Below are 19,580 nucleotides of genomic sequence, written 5' to 3'. Positions count from 1 at the left end.
CGTGAACCGGCTCAGCCCTTGATGCGCTTGACGATCGCGTCGGCAAAGCTGTCGGTGCTGCCCTTGCCGCCGAGATCCGGTGTGACCTGCGCATGGTCCAGTTCCACCGTGGCGCGGATCGCCTGGCGCAGCTGGTCGCCCTTGGCCACCATGTCCAGATAGTCGAGCATGTCGGCGGCGGCCAGCAGCAGCGCGCACGGGTTCGCAATGCCCTTGCCGGCGATATCCGGTGCCGAGCCATGCACCGCCTCGAAGATCGCCGCGTTGGTGCCGATGTTGTCACCCGGCGCCAGACCCAGGCCACCGACGAGACCCGCACACAGGTCGGACAGGATGTCGCCGAACAGGTTGGTGGTGACGATCACGTCGAACTGCTCGGGCTTCATCACCAGCTGCATGCAGGTGTTGTCCACGATCATCTCGTTGAACTCGATCTGCGGATATTCCTTGGCGATCTCGCGCGCCACGTTGAGGAACAGTCCGGAGCTGGTCTTCAGGATGTTCGCCTTGTGCACGGCGGTGATCTTCTTGCGGCCCTTCTTCACCGCCAGCTCGAACGCGTAACGCACGATACGGCTGCTGCCCGTGCGGGTGTTGCGGATCATCGAGATCGCGGTCTCGCCATCCTCGGACAGCGTCTGTCCCTCGGACAGGTAGGCGCCCTCAGTGTTCTCGCGCACCGTGATGATGTCGATGTTCTGGTAACGCGACTTGGTGCCCGGAAAGCTGACCGCTGGGCGCACGTTCGCGTACAGGTCGAAGTGCCGGCGCAGGGTCACGTTGATCGAGGTGAAACCACCGCCGATCGGCGTGGTAAGCGGGCCTTTCAGCGCCACTTTGCGCTCGGCGATCTTGTCCAGCGTGGCCTGTGGCAGCAGCTCGCCGTGCTTGTCCAGCGCAACCATGCCGGCGTCGACAAACTCGTAATTGAGACCGCAATCCAGCGCGTCAAGCACGCGCAGCGTGGCCGACATGATCTCCGGGCCGATGCCATCGCCGGGGATCACGGCAATTGTCTTGCTCATGGGGAACTCCTGATAACGGAAACTGACGAGCAGCACGTGCGGGGGAACAACGGGCACATGCTGAAACCGGTCAATTATCCCCGATGCAGCGCCACGCGAACAGGGCGAAGGCCGCGTAAGGCGTTGCAAATACTCGCACGCAGCATTGCAAAAAGCCGCAGCCTAGCGTGCTCAGGCGTGATCGGTGCAGCACGCTGCATCGGCAGCAGCGCCCGACTCGAGCTGGTCGAGCAGGTCCACCGCCCGGCGCAGATGCGGGATCACGATCGAACCACCCACCACCAATCCAACGCTGAACACCTCGAAAAACGCATCACGCTCGACACCGGCTTCCTTGCACTGCGCCACGTGGTAGCTGATGCAGTCGTCGCAGCGCAGTACCAGCGAGGCGACCAGACCGAGCATCTCCTTGGTCTTCACATCGAGCGCGCCGGCCTTGTAGGTCTGTGTGTCCAGTGCGAAGAAGCGCCGCACGACCTGGTTGTCTTCGGCCAGGATGCGCTCGTTCATGCGCTGGCGGAACGCGGTGAATTCGGCGAGCTTGTCACTCATGCGCCCTGCTCCAGCAACTGCGTCAACTTGCCGCTGCGGTCGGCCGCGACCAGCTCGTCGTAGCCGCCCACGAACTGGTCGTTGATGAAGATCTGCGGCACCGTGCGATGTCCGTTACTGCGCGCCAGCATCGCGTCGCGCTGGGCCGGGTCGGTATCGACGCGCACCTCGCTCCACTCCAGTCCCTTCGACTTGAGCAGGTTCTTGGCCGCCACGCAGTACGGACACACTGCCGTGGAATAGACCTCGATCTTGGACATCACAACACTCCGCAACTTGGGGAAAGACCGTCATCAAATGGGGCCGCACCGCTACCAGCTCAAGCGGCCCGGCCGCACTGAACAGAAGCGGCGAAGCACGGTCACAGTGCTATTGTCGCTTACCCATGACCATGACACCACGACGACCCGCCCCGCGCCTGCTGACGGCCCTGCTCTGCGCCGCACTGTCCTGTACTGCCGGTGCGCAGCAGGACGTGCGCCTGCCGGATCTGGGCAGTTCGGCGAACGCGCTGATCTCGCCGCAGGAAGCGCAGGATTACGGCGCCTCGATGCTGCGCCAGATGCGCGCGCTGGACATGGTGGTGGACGATCCGCTGCTGGACGACTACATCAACGATCTCGGCTACCGCCTAGTCGCCAACTGCGACAAGCCGAAGGATCACTACGCGTTCTTCATCGTCAAGGACCCGGAGATCAATGCGTTTGCCGCACCTGGTGGCTACATCGCGGTGAATTCCGGGCTGCTGACGATTACCCAGAACGAAAGCGAGCTGGCCGGCGTGATCGCCCACGAGATCGGCCATATCACGCAGAACCACCTGCAGCGTGCATTCGAGGATTCCAGGAAGGACGCACCGCTGATGGCCTTGGTCCTGCTTGGCGCGATCGCCGCCGGTGCCGGCAGCCACAGCGGCGACGCGCCGATGGCGGTGCTGGCCGGTGGTCAGGGCCTGCTCGCACAGAAGTCGATCAACTTCACCCGGAAAGACGAAGTCGAAGCCGACCGCGTCGGCATCCAGACGCTGGCCAATGCCGGCTACGATCCCAACGCGATGGCCAACTTTTTCGAGCGCATGGAAGACGCCATGAGCGCCGGCGCCGGTGGCGAGGACGTACCGGCCCTGCTGCAGACCCACCCGGTGACGACGATGCGGATCAGCGACGCCAAGGCGCGTGCCGGCGCGCTGATTGCTGCACAGAAGCTGCGCCCGTCCGGCTCCGGCATGGACAAGCTGCAATGGGAAAAGAGCACGGCACCGATGCTGTTCGTGAAAGACCCCACGGTGCTGGTAACGACACCGAAGAGCGGCAACCTGAACACCTATGCGCTGATGCGCGAACGCGTGCGCGTGCTGGCAGGTGATGCCCCCAAGCTGGCCATCTACTACGGCTCCAGCCTGCAACATCAGCGTGGCTTCGACACGCCAGCGAACCACTACGGCTATGCGCTGGCGCTCATCCGCAGCGGTCGTGGCGCACAGGCGATCGAGCAGTTGCAGCCGTTGCTGCAATCCACGCCGGACAACCTGATCCTGAAACTGGCGCTGGCCGACGCCCGCCTGCAAGCCGGGCAACGGGCTGCCGCGCTGGCCCTCTACAGCGCACTGAATACGCAGTCGCCGCGCAACCGTGCCGTGGCGCTTGCCTACGCCCAGGCACTTACCGCCGACGGCGACAAGGAGCAGGCGCGTCTCGCCACGAACCTGTTGCGGCCGCTGCTGGACAATGCCAGCGAACCCGCGATCTACAGCACCTACGCCCGCGCCAACGACAAGGCCGGCGACAGCGTGCGTGCCGGCGAAGCTTTCGCCGATGCCAGCTACTACTCCGGCCGTCCGTTCGACGCGATGGAGCAACTCAAACGCCTGCTCAAGCGCAACGACCTGGATTACTACGCACGTGTGCGCATCCAGGCGCGCATCGCCGAACTGACCCCGCTGGTGCTGGAACTGCACAAACGCAAGATCCAGACCGACGACAACCCCGACGGCAAGCAGCAGCTGCAGTCGCACGACAGTTGCAGCGGACGGCTATGCTTCGGCATCAGTGCCGGCCCGGCCGACACGGGCTCCGGCACGACGCCCTTCGACGCCAGCCAGCCGCACGGGTGAACATCGAGCCCGCCACACCTGCCCGGTGTCATGGACGCGTAACATTCATCCGTTGCAATATCCCCGTCATAAGCCACCGGCAGACCACGGCGTGCACAAACGCATCCTGATCGTTGAAGACGAGACATCGATTCGCGAAATGATCGCCTTTGCCCTGCGCAAAGCCGGCATGGACGCGATGCAGGCGGCTGATGCGCGCGCCGCCCAGCTGGCGATCGCCGAGCAGGTGCCCGACCTGATCCTGCTCGACTGGATGCTGCCCGGCACCAGCGGGCTGGAGCTGGCCCGACGCTTGCGCAAGGAAGAGCTCAGCCGCGAAATCCCGATCATCATGCTGACCGCGCGGGGCGAAGAAATGGACCGCGTCAACGGGCTGGAAGCCGGTGTCGACGATTACGTGGTCAAACCCTTCTCGACCCGCGAGTTGATCGCACGGATCAAGGCGGTGCTGCGACGCAGTCATGGCGACGACGGCTCCGGCATGGTCGAGGCCGGTGGCTTGCGCATCGACGGCCCGGCGCACCGCGTGTTCGCCGGCGACGATCCGGTGCCGATCGGGCCGACCGAGTACCGCCTGCTGTATTTCTTCATGACCCATGCCGAGCGCGTCTATTCGCGCACGCAACTGCTCGACCATGTCTGGGGCGGCAGCGTGTACGTGGAAGAGCGCACCGTCGACGTGCACATCCGGCGCCTGCGCAAGACGCTGGAACCGTGGAAGCTCGACGACCTGGTGCAGACCGTGCGCGGCACCGGTTACCGCTTCTCGATCAGCGTTTGAGCCGGCCTCGCGCTTGCGGCGGCGCCAGCTTTTGCCGATGCTGGCAGCTTGCCCCCAAGCGCCGCCGCGCCACCCCTGAATGATCCAGCCCGCAACGCCGCCCTGGAAATTGCCTGCTGCTCTCGCAGCCGCCCTGCTCGTCGGCGCCGCGCTGGGCTGGTTTGTCGGCGGCCATGTCGCGACCGGCGTTGCGCTGGTCGCGCTGGCCGAAGTCGTCTTGCTGCTGACTCGGATCCGTCATCAAACGCAGCTCATGATGACCACACCGGCTGCCGTCAGCCCTCTCCAGCATGACCGTTTCATGACGCGTTCCCGTCGCATCGCCTCCAACCTGCGCGATCTGCGCAATGCCGCCAGCCAATTGCCGGATGCGGTGGTGCTGATCGATCAGCAGCAACAGATACGCTGGTTCAACCACGCCGCCGAAGCCCTGTTGGGACTGCGCCGGCCACAGGATCGCGGGGTGCTGCTGCAGCAACGGATGGCTGGCTCGGAACTGGCCCCATGGTTGCGCGATGGTGCGCACGAGCCGCTCAACGATGCAACCGCACCCGGACAGGCGGACAGCCAGCTCAATGTCAGCATGCTGCCGTTCGGCGACCACGAGCAGTTGCTGCTGGCGCGTGACATCAGCCATCTGAACCGGCTCGAACAGATCCGCCGCGACTTCGTGGCGAATGTCTCGCACGAATTGCGCACGCCGCTGACCGTAATCCACGGTTATCTCGAACTGATCGATCCAGAGGATGTGCCCGAACTGGCACCGGTGCTGAGCGAGATGCGCGCGCAGTCGAAACGGATGGGCCAGATCGTCGAGGATCTGCTGACCCTGTCGCGGCTGGAAACCCAGCATCAGGTTGCCGACGAACGGGTGCCGATGGCGTCGCTGCTGGCGACCGTGCGCAAGGAAGCCGAGGCACTCAGTCAGGGCCGTCACCGGATCCTGCTCGAGTCCACCGCCGAGGCAGACCTGCTCGGCTCGCCGAAAGATCTGCACAGCGCGCTGTCGAACCTGGTCAGCAACGCGGTGCGCTACACGCCGGCCGGCGGCAGCATCACGATCCGCTGGCAGCGCGAAGCCGACGGCGCGGTGTATTCGGTCAGCGATACCGGTTTCGGCATTCCGGCCACGCACCTGGCCCGACTCACCGAACGTTTCTATCGAATTTCCTCCAGCCGTTCGCGCGACAGTGGCGGCACCGGGCTGGGCCTGTCGATCGTCAAGCACGTGCTGAACCTGCATCAGGCGCAGTTGCAGATCGAGAGTGCGCCGGGCGTCGGCTCCACCTTCGCCTGCCACTTCGGTCATGCACGCTTGCTGACTGCCGGTGGCAGCGACGAAGGTTGAGGCCCGCGTCGGCGTTTCCTTGGCCCGCTCCATGGGCCAGAATGCAGCATGCATCATCCCTCGCCTGCCCTTCCCAGCGAACCCGATCTGACCGCTCCCGGCCTTTATCTCAGCCGCGAGCTGGCCGCGCTGGAATTCAACTTCCGTGTGCTGGCGATGGCGCGCGACCCTGCCGTGCCACTGCTGGAACGGCTGCGCTACCTCAGCATCGTCGCCAACAACCTCGATGAATTCTTCGAGGTGCGGGTGGCGATGCTCAAGCATCACCACGCCTACGGCTCGGCCGCGCCGGGACCGGACGGCATTCCCTCCGGCGAGTTGCTGGCACGGATCCGCAGCCGCGTGCTGGACCTGGTCGCCGAGCAGTACGCCGCATGGCAGGAGCAGATCAGCCCGCAGCTCGATGCCGAGCAGGTTCACATCCTCACACGCAAGCACTGGACTCCGCGCCAGCGGCGCTGGCTGCAGGGCTATTTCGAGCATGAAGTGCTGCCGGTACTGTCGCCGTTGGGGCTGGACCCGGCACATCCGTTTCCGCGCATCCTCAACAAGACGCTGAACATCGCCGTCGTGCTGAAAGGTCGCGACGCGTTCGGGCACGAAGGGCACATGGCGCTGGTGCGCGCGCCGCGTTCGCTGCCACGAATCATCCGCGTGCCGGCCGAGGTCAGCGGTCCGGGCGAGCATTTCGTGTTCCTGGCCGAACTGCTGCAGGCGTTCGTCGACCTGATGTTTCCCGGCCTCAAGGTGGTCGGTTCGTACCAGTTCCGGGTCACCCGCAACAGCGAACTGATCGTCGAGGAAGCCGAGGTGGAAAACCTCGCGCTCGCGCTCAGCGAGGAACTGATCGGCCGCGGCTACGCGCGTCCGGTGCGACTGGAAATCGCCAACGATTGCCCGAAGGCGATCACCACGATGCTGATCGAGAACTTCCAGCTGGAAGAAACCGACGTGTATCGCTGCGACGGTCCGGTCAACATCATCCGTGCAGGGCTGATTTACGACTGGCTGGATCGGCCGGAACTGAAATTCCCGCGTTTCAATTCGCAGTTGCCGCCAGCGCTGGAAAGCGCCCGCAACAAGTTCGACCTGATCGGCCAGCGCGACGTGCTGCTGCATCACCCGTACCAGAGCTTCGCCGCGGTGATCGACCTGCTGCGCCAAGCCACCGCCGACCCGCAGGTGCTGGCGATCAAGCAGACACTGTACCGCGCGGGTGAGGACACTCCGCTGGTTGGTTTGCTGGTGGAGGCTGCGCGCAACGGCAAGGACGTCACCGTGGTGATCGAATTGCGTGCGCGTTTCGACGAGGAGGCCAATATCCGCCTCGCCACGCGGTTGCAGGAAGCCGGCGTGCAGGTGGTCTACGGCGTGGTCGGTTACAAGACCCACGCCAAGATGATGCTGATCGTGCGGCGCGAAGGCGACACGCTGCGCCGCTATGTGCATCTGTCCACCGGCAATTACCACCAGGCCAACAGCCGCATGTATACCGACATCGGTCTGATGACGGCGAATCCCGAGATCGGCGAGGACCTGCACAAGGTGTTCCAGCAATTGTCCGGACTGGGCCCGATGATCGAGCTGAAGCGGTTGCTGCATTCGCCGTTCACGCTGTACCCGAGCGTGCTTGCCAAGATCGAGCGTGAGACCGCGCACGCCCAAGCCGGCCGGCCCGCACGCATCGTGGCCAAGCTCAATGCCTTGAACGAGGCTCACGTGATCGAAGCGCTGTACCGCGCCTCGCAGGCTGGTGTGGAGATCGACCTGATCGTGCGCGGTGCCTGCACGTTGCGCCCGGGCCTGCCCGGCATTTCCGAACGCATCCGCGTGCGCTCGATCGTGGGCCGCTTTCTCGAACACAGCCGGGTGTACTGGTTCGCCAACGACGGCGATCCGGAGCTGTATTGCGCCAGCGCCGACTGGATGGAGCGCAACCTGATGCGACGGATCGAGGTGGCCTTCCCGATCCTCGATCCGGAACTCGCAGCGCGGGTGTTCGAGGAAACCCTGGCCAACGGGCTGGCCGACAACACCCAGGCGTGGCTGCTCGGCAGTGACGGCCGTTATGCGCGCGCGGAGCCGGGCGAGAATCCACCCTACAGCGCGCAGCAAGGCCTGCTCGACAGGTTCTGCCAGTGAACCGGCTTCGCCTCAGCCTCACACGTGCATGCGAGAATCCGCACTTCGTCATTGCGGGAGCGTGGGCGTGAGTCCATCCGAACACACACCGATCCGTGATGGCGAGCTGATCGCCGCGGTGGACATGGGCTCGAACAGCTTCCACATGGTGGTAGCGCGCATGGAACACGGCGAACCGCGGGTGATCGACCGACTGCGCGACACCGTGCGCATGGCCGCCGGCCTGCGCGCCGACGGTACCCTGGACGCCGAGCGGCGTGCCCGCGCGATGGCCTGCCTGGCCCGGTTCGGCCAGCGCATCGCCGGCCTGCCCTCGATCCGGGTACGCGCGGTGGCCACCAATACCGTGCGCCGACTCGCTTCGCCACAGACATTCCTGACCGCCGCCGAGGCCGCGCTCGGACATCCGATCGAAGTGGTGTCCGGCCGCGAGGAAGGCCGCCTGATCTTTCTCGGCGCCGCCCACGACCTGCCCGCCTCGCGCGAGCCGCGACTGGTGATCGACGTCGGTGGCGGCAGCACCGAATTCATCATCGGCCGTGGTCTGGCGCCGCTGCACACCGAAAGCGTGCAGGCCGGCTGCATCGCCTCGACCTTGCGTTTCTTTCCCGGTGGCAAGCTCACCCGCAAGCGCTGGCAGCACGCACGCAGCGAAATCGGCGTGTTGCTGCAGCAGTTTGCCGAGGACTACCGCGAATCCGGCTGGCAGGATGCGTACGGCTCCTCTGGCACCGCCAAGTCGATCGGCGCCGTCGTGCAGGCGATGAAATTCTCCGATGACGGCATCACCCCGGCCTCGCTCGCCTCGCTCCGCGACGCGCTGATCGAGCAGGGCCAGATCGGCACGCTCAAACTGCCGGGTCTGATCGAGGATCGCGCGCCGGTGATCGCCGGTGGCGTGGTGATCTTCGAGGCCGCGTTCGCCGCGCTCGGCATCGAGCGACTGCGTGTATGCGAAAGTTCGATGCGCGAAGGCCTGCTGTGGGATCTGCTCGGCCGCGCCGGCGGCAGCGATCCGCGCACCGCCAGCATCGACGCACTGGCCACCCGCTACGGCGTGGATCGCGCCCAGGCGCGTCGGGTGGAATCGACCGCGCTGATGTTGTTCGACCAGGTCGCACGCACATGGAAGCTGGACGCGGATGCGCGCGAGTGGCTGTCGTGGGCTTCGCGGGTGCATGAAATCGGCCTCGCCATCGCGCACAGCCAGCATCACCATCACGGTGCCTACATCCTGCGTCATGCCGACCTGGCCGGCTTCTCGCGGCAGGAACAGCAGCTGCTGGCCGCGGTGGTCGAAATGCACCGGCGCAAACCGGACAAGGCGATGGTCGCTGCGCTGCCGCAGCGCTACCGCCAGCTGGCCCGCTATACCACGGCGCTGCTGCGCCTGGCCGTGCTGTTCCGGCGTGCCCGTCGGGCCGAGTCGCTACCGCAGATGCGGCTCGCCGCCAGCAGCAAATCGCTGCGCCTGAGCCTGCCACTGGCCTGGTTCGAGCAGCACCCCCTCACCGAGGCCGACCTGCAGCAGGAGCAGTCGCCGATGGCCGAACTGGGCCTGAAGCTGGACCTCATCAGCAGCGGATAGTCTCAACCCGGCAAGCCAGCTCTCGCCGTGGCCGCGTATCATGCGCGGACGCCCAAACCAGTTTGACGCCCATGTTGAAATCCCTGCTCGCCACCCTGCTCCTGATCCTGCCGCTGACGCTGACGGCACAAACCGTCAAGCCGGCGCCGGCAGCCGCTGCCGCCACGCCACCACCGCAGGTGCTGCTGCGCACCTCGCAAGGCGACATCACGGTGGAGCTGTATCCGGACAAGGCGCCGAAGAGCGTGGCGAATTTCCTGCAGTACGTGCGCGACGGGTTTTACGACGGCACCCTGATGCATCGGGCCATTCCCGGCTACTTGGTGCAGGGCGGCCTGTACACCCGCGACCTGCAGCCCCGACGCACGCGTCCGGCCGTGTCCAGCGAGGCCGACAACGGCCTGTCCAATCTGCGCGGTACGCTGGCGGTGGCCCGCGGTGCCGATCCGAATTCCGGCACCGCGCAGTTCTTCTTCAACCTGGTCGACAACCGCCGACTCGATTTCGTCGGCAACCAGAGCGGTCTGACTTGGGGCTATGCCGTATTCGGCAAAGTGATCCGGGGCATGGACGTGGTCGACAAGATCGCCGCCCTGCCCACGCGCGCGCTCGGCCCGTTCGCCGGTGACGTGCCCAATCCGCTGGTATTGATCGAAAGCGCCAACGTCGTCGGCGAGGAAACCCATGTGCCCGCCCCCAGCGCGCCGGCCAAGGCCACGTCCACAACGACCAAGCCCGCGCCCAAGAAAGCCACCAAACCGGCAAGCAAGGGTTGATGGGCGCGATGGCCACGCTGTTCATCTCCGACCTGCATCTGGATCCCAGTCGGCCGCAGATCACGGATCTATTCGAGAACTATCTGGCCAGCGACGAAGTCCGTCACGCCGACGCGCTATACATCCTGGGCGATCTGGTCGAAGCATGGATCGGCGACGACGATGACGCCGAACTGCCGCGACGCATCGCCGCCGCCACTCGCGCCGTGCGCGACGCCGGCGTGCCGGTGTATTTCATGGTCGGCAACCGCGACTTCCTGCTCGGCGAGGCATTCGCCGAACGCGCCGGCTTGACCCTGCTCGAAGATGGCACCGTGCATGACATCCACGGTCGCGCCACCTTGCTGATGCACGGCGACGTGCTGTGCACCGACGACGTCGCTTACCAAGCCGTGCGCCAGCAAGTGCGCAATCCCGCGTGGCAAAAGCAGATCCTGTCGATGCCGCTGGAAGCGCGTCGCGCGTTTGCGGCGAAGGCACGTGAAGACAGCAAGGCGCACACCGGCAGCACGATGGAAAGCATCATGGACGTGAACGGTGATGCCGTGGCCGAAGCCATGCGCGAGGCCAGCGTGACGCGGCTGATCCATGGGCATACGCATCGGCCGGCGGTGCATGCGTTCGAGCTGGATGGGAAAGCGGCCGAGCGGATCGTGCTGGGGGATTGGTATGAGCAGGGGTCGGTGTTGCGGGTGGACAAGGACGGGGTTGAATTGCGTGGGTTGGCGGTTGGGTAGAGCGCTGCTGTTTGCGCGACGTCGGGAAGCTGATCGATACGCTTCATAAAACGAATGCTACCCACCAGCTCTCGAGTGAATCGACGTTTGGAGCGTAATGAAACGTCTTCGATGAGCGGCAAGGTGTCGTGGGGCTTGCGAGGGATTGTTCGGCCCATCCATGGGCCTCACCCCTCCGCGCTGCGCGCTCCGGGGCCAGCCTGCGGCTGTCCGAATTTTTTCCTGACAAATTCGTCGAACCCACTTGGGTTCGTCCACCACCGTCTCTCCGCCAGATACGCAAAACGCCCCACGTGGGGGCGTTTTGCGTATCTGGCGGAGAGAGAGGGATTCGAACCCTCGATAAGGCTTTTGACCCTATACTCCCTTAGCAGGGGAGCCCCTTCGGCCACTCGGGCATCTCTCCGGGGTTTGTTTCCGCATCGCTGCGGAGCCGGCAAGGATACTGACCGGCGAGGTCGAGGTAAAGGCTTAATTCACGAATTAGTGTTCGGCGGACTCGTCAGGCGTGCTGCCGGCTTCGTGTTCGCCCTTGATCCGCTGATAGATTTCTTCACGATGAACCGCAACGGTTTTCGGTGCGTTGATGCCGATACGTACCTGGTTGCCTTTCACGCCAAGAACGGTGACGGTCACCTCGTCGCCGATCATCAGGGTTTCACCGACCCTGCGGGTCAGAATCAACATGATTGCTGCTCTCCATAAATGCTGTTGGTCATAGGCCTGTGGCTGACGGCGCCTCACCCCTGAGCTGCCGTCCGTCCACAGTTCGACGATTGATCCATCGAAGGCCCTACCGCCTTCCCGGCTCACAGCCAAAACACTCCTGAGCGTCCTGACTGGCGGCACTATCGTTACCGATCGCACCGACACTTGGTCGATAGTAACTGAGCCTGATTCACCTGCGCAATGCGTCGGGATCGTGACACATGGCATGTACAGGCTTTATCTGAGCCCACTTATTGGGCTGAAATCCACTCCGGCAACGCGGCCAGAATGGCCGGCAGATTCGGGGTATCCGACCCGCCGCCCTGGGCCATGTCCGGACGACCGCCACCCTTCCCATCGATCTGCGCGGCGACATGTGCCACCACACTGCCGGCCTTGACCCGGCCGAGTGCGTTGCCGTGTACACCGGCGATCAACGAGACGCGGCCATCCGCCGCGCCGGCCAGCAGGATCACGCAATCTCCGAGCTGTTGCTTGAGCTGATCCACGCTGTCACGCAGCGACTTGGCGTCGAGCCCCTCTAGTCGTGCAGCGACCACCTTGATGCCGCCGACATCTTTGGCCGAACCGGCCAGATCAACGGTGGCAGAACCGGCAGCCTTGCTGCGCAGCGAGTCCAGTTCGCGTTCGAGTTTTTTCTGCTTGTCGAACAGCTGGCGCAACTTTTCCACAGCATCGTCACCGCTGCTGGAAAGCAGTTGCGACAGCTCGCCGAGACGACGCTCTTCATCATCCACATGCGCTAGTGCGCCGATGCCCGTGACGGCCTCGATTCGGCGCACGCCGGAAGCTACGCCAGCTTCGCTGGTGATCTTGAACAAGCCGATATCGCCCGTGCGACCGATGTGGGTGCCACCACACAATTCCGTGGAGAACTCGCCCATCTTCAGCACGCGCACTTCGTCGCCGTACTTCTCGCCGAACAGCGCCATCGCACCGAACTCGATCGCCTTGTCGTACCCCATGTTGTGCACTTCGGCGGCCGCATTGCGGCGCACTTCGGCATTCACCATCGCCTCGACCTGGGCCAGCTCGTCGTGGCTCATCGGCTTGAAATGCGAGAAGTCGAAACGCAGACGTTCGGGCGCAACCAGCGATCCCTTCTGGGTCACATGATCGCCCAGCACCTTGCGCAGTGCTGCATGCAGCAAATGGGTGGCCGAATGATTGAGCACGATCGCCTGCCGGCGCGGAGCATCCACGCTGGCCTCGACGATATCGCCGGTGCGCAGCGGCTGTGCGCCCTGCCAGCGACCGGCATGACCGAAGAACACGCCGCCCATCTTCAAGGTGTCATCGACTTCGAATCGACCAGCCTTGGTGATCAGCTCGCCGGTATCGCCGACCTGCCCACCCGACTCGGCGTAGAACGGTGTGCGGTCGAGGATCAGCAGACCTTCCTCGCCCTCGCCGAGCTGATCGACCTGCTTGCCGCCACGCACGATGCCAAGCAGCTTGCTGCCGTGGCTGTGCAGCGCTTCGTAACCGAGAAAGACCGTGGGCTTAAGCTGACTGGCCAGCTCGGCCGGCATCTGGCCCTTGGCCTCGAAGCGACCGGCGGCGCGAGCGCGCTCGCGCTGCTCGTTCATGGACCGATCGAAGCCGTCCATGTCGACTTCCAGTCCGCGTTCACGTGCGATGTCGGCAGTGAGGTCGACTGGAAAACCGTAGGTGTCGTACAGGCGGAACGCATCTGCGCCGGGAATGATCTTGCCGGATTTTCCAGCGACCTCGTCGAACAGCCGCATGCCGTGCTCCAGCGTCTCGCCGAAGCGCTGTTCTTCGGTGCGCAGCGCTTCCTCAACGAAGGCCTGTTTCGCCGACAGCTCGGGATACGCCACACCCATTTCCTCGACCAACGGGGCAACCATCTTCCAGAAGAAATCGCCGCGCACGCCGAGCATCCAGCCATGCCGCAAGGCGCGGCGGATGATCCGGCGCAACACGTAACCGCGACCTTCGTTGGACGGCAGCACGCCGTCGACGATCAGGAAGGAACAGGCGCGTATATGGTCGGCGATCACGCGCAGCGACTTGTTCGCCAGATCTTTCATACCGGTGAGCTCGCCCGCCACGCGAATCAGGTGCGCGAACAGATCGATCTCGTAATTGGAATGCACGTGCTGCAAGACTGCAGCAAGGCGCTCCAGGCCCATGCCGGTATCCACACACGGTGCCGGCAGCGGGCTCAGCGTGCCGTCGGGCGCGCGGTCGAACTGCATGAACACCAGGTTCCATATCTCGATGTAGCGGTCGCCATCCTCGTCCGGCGAACCGGGCGGCCCACCGGCGATCTCGGCACCGTGGTCGAAGAAGATCTCGGTGCACGGGCCGCACGGGCCGGTGTCGGCCATCTGCCAGAAATTGTCGGAAGCGAACGGTGCGCCCTTGTTGTCGCCGATGCGCACGATCCGCTCGGCCGGCACGCCGACTTCCTTGTTCCAGATGTCGAATGCTTCGTCGTCGGTGTGGTAGACGGTGACCCACAGCTTGTCCGCCGGCAGCTTGAACACGCCGGTCAACAGCTCCCATGCATAGATGATCGCGTCGCGCTTGAAGTAGTCGCCGAACGACCAGTTGCCGAGCATCTCGAAAAACGTGTGATGGCGTGCGGTATAGCCCACCGCATCCAGATCGTTGTGCTTGCCGCCGGCACGCAGGCAGCGCTGCACGTCGGCTGCGCGCACGTAGCCCGGCTTCTCGCTGCCGAGAAACACGTTCTTGAACTGCACCATGCCCGAGTTGGTGAACAACAGGGTCGGGTCGCTGGCCGGCACCAGCGAGCTGGACGGCACGATGGTGTGGCCCTTGGAGCGAAAGTAGTCGAGGAAAGTGGCGCGGATTTCGGAGGTTTTCATGCGGATCATGGTGGCTGGCGTTAGATGGCCACACCGCGGCCCAGCCACTCGATCAGTCCATCCATCACCCCTGGGTGATGGGTTTCAGGAAACATCGTCGTCGGCTTCGTCCACATCGGCGTGGGTAACATTCCGTACTGTGGCGGCGGCAAAGCCGCGGCGCAAGAGGAATTGCGCCCTGCGGGTACGCTCGGCAGCATCGGCCACACCGGCCTTGCCATAGCGGCGGCGCAGCTGGGTGGCGGCGGAAGCGTCCCAGTCGACCTCGGCCGCGTCCAGCAGTTCGCGGATACGCGCGTCGGACAAACCGTGGGTTTTCAGCTCCATCCGCAATCGCATCGGGCCGTAGCCCTGGGCGATCCGGCTGCGCAGCAGCACTTCGCCGAAGCGGTCGTCATCCTGGTATTGCTGTTCGCCGAGGCGGTCGATCGCCTCGCTGGTTTCCTCGCCTTCGTAGCCGCCCTGGCGCAGCTTGGTTTTCAGCTCCCTGCGCGAGTGCTCGCGGCGGGCGAGCAGCCCGAGCGCCTTGTCGTAGGCGCTGCGCTTCGGCTTGACCGGGTCGTCCTTGCCGGGCGGGCGTTTCATGGCCATGCAAACGGACATGGCCCGGGCGAGCCGGGCCATGCTTTGCTCAGGAGACAGCTAGCCGTCACGGCTCACGCTTCCTCGAGCGCCTCTTCCGGCGCGGCGGCGGCAGGCTTGCCGACCGGCACCAGCAGGCGCTCGCGCAACTGCTTGTCGATCTCGTTGGCGATCGCCGGGTTGTCGCGCAGGAACTGGCGCACGTTTTCCTTGCCCTGGCCGATGCGGTCGCCGTTATAGCTGTACCAGGCGCCGGACTTGTCGATCAGGTTCTGCGCCACACCCAACTCGATGATCTCGCCTTCGCGTGAGGTGCCCTCGCCGTACAGGATTTCGAATTCGCACTGGCGGAATGGCGGCGCTACCTTGTTCTTGACTACCTTGACGCGGGTCTCCGAACCGATGATCTCGTCGCCCTTCCCAGGGTGCCGGACTTCTTGATGTTGGCGGTGAGCTTGCGCAGCGCCTGACTCATCAGGCGGGCATGCAGGCCGACGTGGGAGTCGCCCATCTCGCCCTCGATTTCCGCCTTCGGCGTCAGTGCGGCGACCGAGTCGACCACGACCATGTCGACCGCGCCCGAACGCACCAGCATGTCGGCGATTTCCAGCGCCTGCTCGCCGGTATCCGGTTGCGACACCAGCAGGTCGTCGACCTTGACGCCCAGCTTTTCCGCGTAGGTCGGGTCGAGCGCGTGCTCGGCATCGATGAACGCGGCGGTGCCACCGGCGCGCTGGCAGCTGGCGATCGCCTGCAGGGTCATGGTGGTCTTGCCGGACGATTCCGGGCCGTAGATCTCGACCACGCGGCCACGCGGCAGGCCACCGACGCCGAGCGCGATATCCAGCCCGAGCGAGCCGGTGGAGACCGTTTCGATCGCTTCGTTGACGCGGTCGCCCATGCGCATGATCGCGCCCTTGCCGAACTGCTTTTCGATCTGGCCGAGGGCGGAAGTAAGTGCCTTGCGCTTGTTGTCATCCATCGTCTTGAATTCCGGTTGGGGTGTGAATGGTGAACATGATGCCCGGATCGGGTCTCACGGGCTGCGATCACTCGGATCGCTTGCAGGCTGGCAGTATCCCATACCGGTCAAGCCAGCCTGACCGCCCGTGCCATCTCATTCCGTCAGTGTTTTGCGCAAACCGATGAGCGCCGCGGCCACCGTTTGTCGCCGCACCGCCTCACGATCGCCGGGAAAGTGGAACAGCCGCCCATGGCCGTAGCCGCCGCGACGCTTCCAGCCGATCCACACCGTACCAACCGGCTTGCCCGGCGTACCGCCGGATGGACCGGCGATGCCGGTCACCGCCACCGCCACACCGGCACCGAAGCGCGCCAGCGCGCCGGAAACCATCTCCAGCACGGTTTCTTCGCTGACAGCGCCGGCATGTTCCAGCGTGCGCGGGTTGACTCCCAGCAGGGCTTCCTTCGCCTCGTAGCTGTAGGTCACCACGCCGGCGTCGAACCAGGCCGAACTGCCGGGCAGATCGGTCAGCGTCTTGGCGATCCAACCACCGGTGCAGGATTCGGCCGTGACCAGGGTCAGCCTGTGCTGCTGCACTTCGGTCGCGACCGCGCCAGCCAGCGCCAGCAATTCGACATCGGTAGGAACGGACAACAACTCCATGCGAGACTCCCGGACTTGAATGAACCTTGCGCCATGCGCAGAGGCACCGTTCTACCTGTTCCGCGCGACCACGCCAAGACCTGCATGAGCCAAGACGACCTCACCAAACACACCCCGTTCATGCGCCAGTACCTCTCGGCCAAGGCCGAGCATCCGGAAGTGTTGCTGTTCTTTCGCATGGGCGATTTCTACGAGCTGTTCTATGACGACGCACGCAAGGCGGCACGACTGCTCGACATCACGCTGACCCAGCGCGGGCAATCGGGTGGTGCGCCGATCCCGATGGCTGGCGTGCCATACCACGCAGCAGAAAATTATCTGGCACGGCTGGTGCGCCTCGGCGAATCGGTGGCGATCTGCGAGCAAATCGGCGATCCGGCGTTGGCCAAGGGCATCGTCGAGCGCAAGGTGGTGCGCATCGTCACGCCGGGCACGGTGACCGATGCCGCACTGCTGGAAGAACGTCGCGACAACCTGCTGCTGGCGATCGCGGCGGGATCGAATGGTGCGTACGGTCTCGCCTGGGTCGACCTGTCCAGTGGTCGCTTCCTGCTCAGTGAAGTGCCGAATGCCGAAACGCTGGCCGCCGAACTGGCCCGGTTGCAACCGGCCGAGACTCTGGTCGACGAAAGTGTCGCGTGGCCGAAACTGGTCAGCAGCCTGCCCGGCCTGCGCAAGCGACCGCCGTGGCACTTCGACAGCGATGCGGCGAAGCGCGAGCTGAACCGCTTCTTCGGCACCCGCGATCTCGGCGGTTTCGGCGTGGACAACCTGTCGCTCGCCACCGCCGCGGCCGGCTGCCTGCTCGGCTATGTCGAGGAAACCCAGAAGAGCGCACTACCGCATCTCACCGGTATGGCGGTGGAAAGCGCCAGCGAGACGATCGCGCTGGACGCTGCCACCCGGCGCAACCTGGAACTGGACACCCATCCCAGTGGTCGCACTGAACACACTTTGCTCGGCGTGCTCGACGAAACGGTGACGCCGATGGGTGCGCGCCTGCTGCGTCGCTGGCTGAATCGGCCGCTGCGCTCGCGCGAGTTGCTGCGCCAGCGCCATCAGGCGATCGGCACGCTGATCGACAGCCGTCGCTACGAATCGCTGCGTGAACAGCTGCGCGGCATCGGTGACCTTGAGCGCATCCTCGCCCGCGTGGCGCTGCGTTCGGCTCGGCCACGCGACCTGTCCACCTTGCGCGACGGTCTTGCCGCCGCGCCGATGTTGCGCGAGCAGATCGCCACGCTGGACAGCCCGCTGCTGCACACCCTGGTCGAACGCATCGGTGATCACGCCGACTCGGTCGCCCTGCTCGCCCGCGCCATCGTGGCGCAGCCGCCGGTACTGCAGCGCGATGGCGGTGTGGTCGCCGACGGTTACGACACGGAGCTCGACGAACTACGTCGCCTGTCCACCCATGCCGATCAGTATCTGGTCGAACTGGAGGAACGCGAGAAGGCTGCCAGCGGCATCAGCACGCTGAAGGTCGGCTACAACCGCGTGCACGGCTACTACATCGAGATCAGCAAGGGTCAGTCCGACAAGGCACCCACGCATTACACGCGCCGGCAGACCACGAAGAATGCCGAGCGCTACATCACCGAAGAACTGAAGACGTTCGAGGACAAGGTGCTGTCGGCGAAGGAGCGCTCGCTGATGCGCGAGCGCGCGCTGTACGAAGCGCTGCTCGACACACTCACCGAAAAACTCGAGCCATTGAAAGCCGCCGCCGCCGCAATGGCCGAACTCGACGTACTCGCCACCCTGGCCGAGCGTGCCGAAGCGCTGGACTGGGCTGCGCCGGAACTCACCGACGAGCCTGGTATCGCGATCGAACGCGGCCGTCATCCGGTGGTCGAGAAAGTGCGCGACGAACCGTTCGAGCCGAACGACCTCGCCCTCGATGATGGCCGCCGCATGCTGGTCATCACCGGTCCGAACATGGGCGGCAAGTCCACCTACATGCGGCAGAACGCGCTGATCGTGCTGCTCGCGCATATCGGTAGCTACATACCCGCATCACGTGCCGTGATCGGTCCGATCGATCGTGTGTTCACCCGCATCGGTGCCGGCGACGATCTGTCGCGCGGCCAGTCCACCTTCATGGTGGAGATGAGCGAGACGGCGAACATCCTGCACAACGCCACCGAACATAGCCTGGTGCTGATGGACGAAGTCGGCCGCGGCACCAGCACCTACGACGGCCTGTCGCTGGCGCGTGCCGCCGCCGTGCATCTGGCGCGCAACAGTCGCGCCTATACCTTGTTCGCGACCCACTACTTCGAGCTGACCGAGCTGGCCAACGAGTATTCGACCATCGCGAACGTGCACCTGGACGCGGTGGAATACGGCGAGCAACTGGTGTTCATGCACGCCGTGAAGGACGGCCCGGCCAACCGCAGCTTCGGCCTGCAGGTGGCCGCGCTCGCAGGGCTTCCGAAATCGGTGATCGCCGATGCGAGGCGCACGCTGGCAGAACTCGAACGCGGCATGCATCAGCACGCGTCGACGGGGAAATCCCTGGCCGAGAGTTCGCCCCAACTGGGCCTGTTCGCACCCTCCGTTCCTTCTGCCGTGGAGCGAGCTCTCGAAGCGATCGCCCCGGATGCCCTGACCCCGCGCGAGGCGCTGGAGGCGCTGTACCAGCTCAAGGCGCTGGCCTGAAAAGCTGGTGGGCAGCGCATACCTGATCCGTGCCGCCGCACCATGCCACCAACGCCCGCCG

Annotated in this window: 15 protein-coding genes, 1 tRNA gene and 1 pseudogene; 8 read left to right on the top strand and 9 right to left on the bottom strand. The window is 64.8% G+C overall.

Features of this window, described 5'->3' with window-relative positions:
• Positions 1-11: 11 nt before the first annotated feature.
• The 3 genes from IE071_RS03060 to grxC form a co-directional block, all read right to left on the bottom strand.
• Entirely contained in the window at positions 12-1,025 is a 1,014-nt protein-coding gene (locus IE071_RS03060; protein WP_189439693.1) for an isocitrate dehydrogenase, read from the bottom strand.
• A gap of 171 nt (positions 1,026-1,196) precedes the next feature.
• Positions 1,197-1,577, bottom strand: a complete 381-nt coding sequence (locus IE071_RS03055; RefSeq protein WP_189439692.1) for a carboxymuconolactone decarboxylase family protein — start codon at positions 1,575-1,577, stop codon at positions 1,197-1,199.
• Positions 1,574-1,837, bottom strand: a complete 264-nt coding sequence (gene grxC / locus IE071_RS03050) for a glutaredoxin 3 (protein ID WP_189439691.1) — start codon at positions 1,835-1,837, stop codon at positions 1,574-1,576. The genes IE071_RS03055 and grxC overlap by 4 nt, the downstream gene beginning before the upstream one ends.
• Positions 1,838-1,962: 125 nt before the next feature.
• On the opposite strand from grxC, the gene IE071_RS03045 reads away from it, so the two are divergent.
• From IE071_RS03045 to IE071_RS03015, 7 genes are all read left to right on the top strand, one after another.
• The gene (locus IE071_RS03045; RefSeq protein WP_189439690.1) at positions 1,963-3,690 is read left to right on the top strand and encodes a beta-barrel assembly-enhancing protease; all 1,728 of its coding nucleotides are present in this window, start codon (positions 1,963-1,965) and stop codon (positions 3,688-3,690) included.
• 91 nt (positions 3,691-3,781) lie between these two features.
• Complete coding sequence (phoB, locus tag IE071_RS03040) at positions 3,782-4,471, top strand: phosphate regulon transcriptional regulator PhoB (RefSeq protein ID WP_189439689.1); 690 nt, start codon at positions 3,782-3,784, stop codon at positions 4,469-4,471.
• 79 nt (positions 4,472-4,550) lie between these two features.
• Positions 4,551-5,819: a phosphate regulon sensor histidine kinase PhoR gene (gene phoR / locus IE071_RS03035; RefSeq protein ID WP_189439688.1), complete on the top strand. Its 1,269-nt coding sequence runs from the start codon at positions 4,551-4,553 to the stop codon at positions 5,817-5,819.
• A gap of 48 nt (positions 5,820-5,867) precedes the next feature.
• Complete coding sequence (gene ppk1, locus IE071_RS03030) at positions 5,868-7,961, top strand: polyphosphate kinase 1 (RefSeq protein WP_189439687.1); 2,094 nt, start codon at positions 5,868-5,870, stop codon at positions 7,959-7,961.
• A 67-nt stretch (positions 7,962-8,028) separates the two neighbouring features.
• The gene (locus IE071_RS03025; RefSeq protein WP_189439686.1) at positions 8,029-9,549 is read left to right on the top strand and encodes a Ppx/GppA phosphatase family protein; all 1,521 of its coding nucleotides are present in this window, start codon (positions 8,029-8,031) and stop codon (positions 9,547-9,549) included.
• Between the two features lie 71 nt (positions 9,550-9,620).
• The gene (locus tag IE071_RS03020; RefSeq protein ID WP_189439685.1) at positions 9,621-10,325 is read left to right on the top strand and encodes a peptidylprolyl isomerase; all 705 of its coding nucleotides are present in this window, start codon (positions 9,621-9,623) and stop codon (positions 10,323-10,325) included.
• Positions 10,326-10,333: 8 nt separating this feature from the next.
• The gene (locus IE071_RS03015; protein WP_189439684.1) at positions 10,334-11,062 is read left to right on the top strand and encodes a UDP-2,3-diacylglucosamine diphosphatase; all 729 of its coding nucleotides are present in this window, start codon (positions 10,334-10,336) and stop codon (positions 11,060-11,062) included.
• Positions 11,063-11,375: 313 nt separating this feature from the next.
• Here IE071_RS03015 and IE071_RS03010 read toward each other — a convergent pair.
• From IE071_RS03010 to IE071_RS02985, 6 genes and pseudogenes are all read right to left on the bottom strand, one after another.
• Positions 11,376-11,468, bottom strand: a tRNA-Ser gene (locus tag IE071_RS03010).
• A 77-nt stretch (positions 11,469-11,545) separates the two neighbouring features.
• Entirely contained in the window at positions 11,546-11,749 is a 204-nt protein-coding gene (gene csrA / locus IE071_RS03005) for a carbon storage regulator CsrA (protein ID WP_189439683.1), read from the bottom strand.
• A 272-nt stretch (positions 11,750-12,021) separates the two neighbouring features.
• The gene (gene alaS, locus IE071_RS03000; RefSeq protein ID WP_189439682.1) at positions 12,022-14,649 is read right to left on the bottom strand and encodes an alanine--tRNA ligase; all 2,628 of its coding nucleotides are present in this window, start codon (positions 14,647-14,649) and stop codon (positions 12,022-12,024) included.
• An 84-nt stretch (positions 14,650-14,733) separates the two neighbouring features.
• Positions 14,734-15,273: a regulatory protein RecX gene (locus IE071_RS02995; protein ID WP_189439681.1), complete on the bottom strand. Its 540-nt coding sequence runs from the start codon at positions 15,271-15,273 to the stop codon at positions 14,734-14,736.
• A 32-nt stretch (positions 15,274-15,305) separates the two neighbouring features.
• Positions 15,306-16,213 (bottom strand): annotated as a pseudogene (gene recA, locus IE071_RS15960) (recombinase RecA).
• A 135-nt stretch (positions 16,214-16,348) separates the two neighbouring features.
• Positions 16,349-16,858 carry a CinA family protein gene (locus IE071_RS02985; protein WP_189439680.1) on the bottom strand — a complete coding sequence of 170 codons (510 nt, stop codon included), beginning with the start codon at positions 16,856-16,858 and terminating at the stop codon, positions 16,349-16,351.
• An 84-nt stretch (positions 16,859-16,942) separates the two neighbouring features.
• Between IE071_RS02985 and mutS the strand changes: the two genes are divergently transcribed.
• On the top strand, positions 16,943-19,519 hold the full coding sequence (gene mutS / locus IE071_RS02980) for a DNA mismatch repair protein MutS (protein ID WP_189439679.1): 2,577 nt from the start codon (positions 16,943-16,945) through the stop codon (positions 19,517-19,519).
• Positions 19,520-19,580: the final 61 nt, after the last annotated feature.

The organism is Rhodanobacter panaciterrae (genome assembly GCF_014651895.1).
GTDB lineage: Bacteria > Pseudomonadota > Gammaproteobacteria > Xanthomonadales > Rhodanobacteraceae > Rhodanobacter > Rhodanobacter panaciterrae.
Note: the sequence above shows the minus strand (reverse complement) of the source record. Positions and strands in the feature narration are given on the sequence as shown.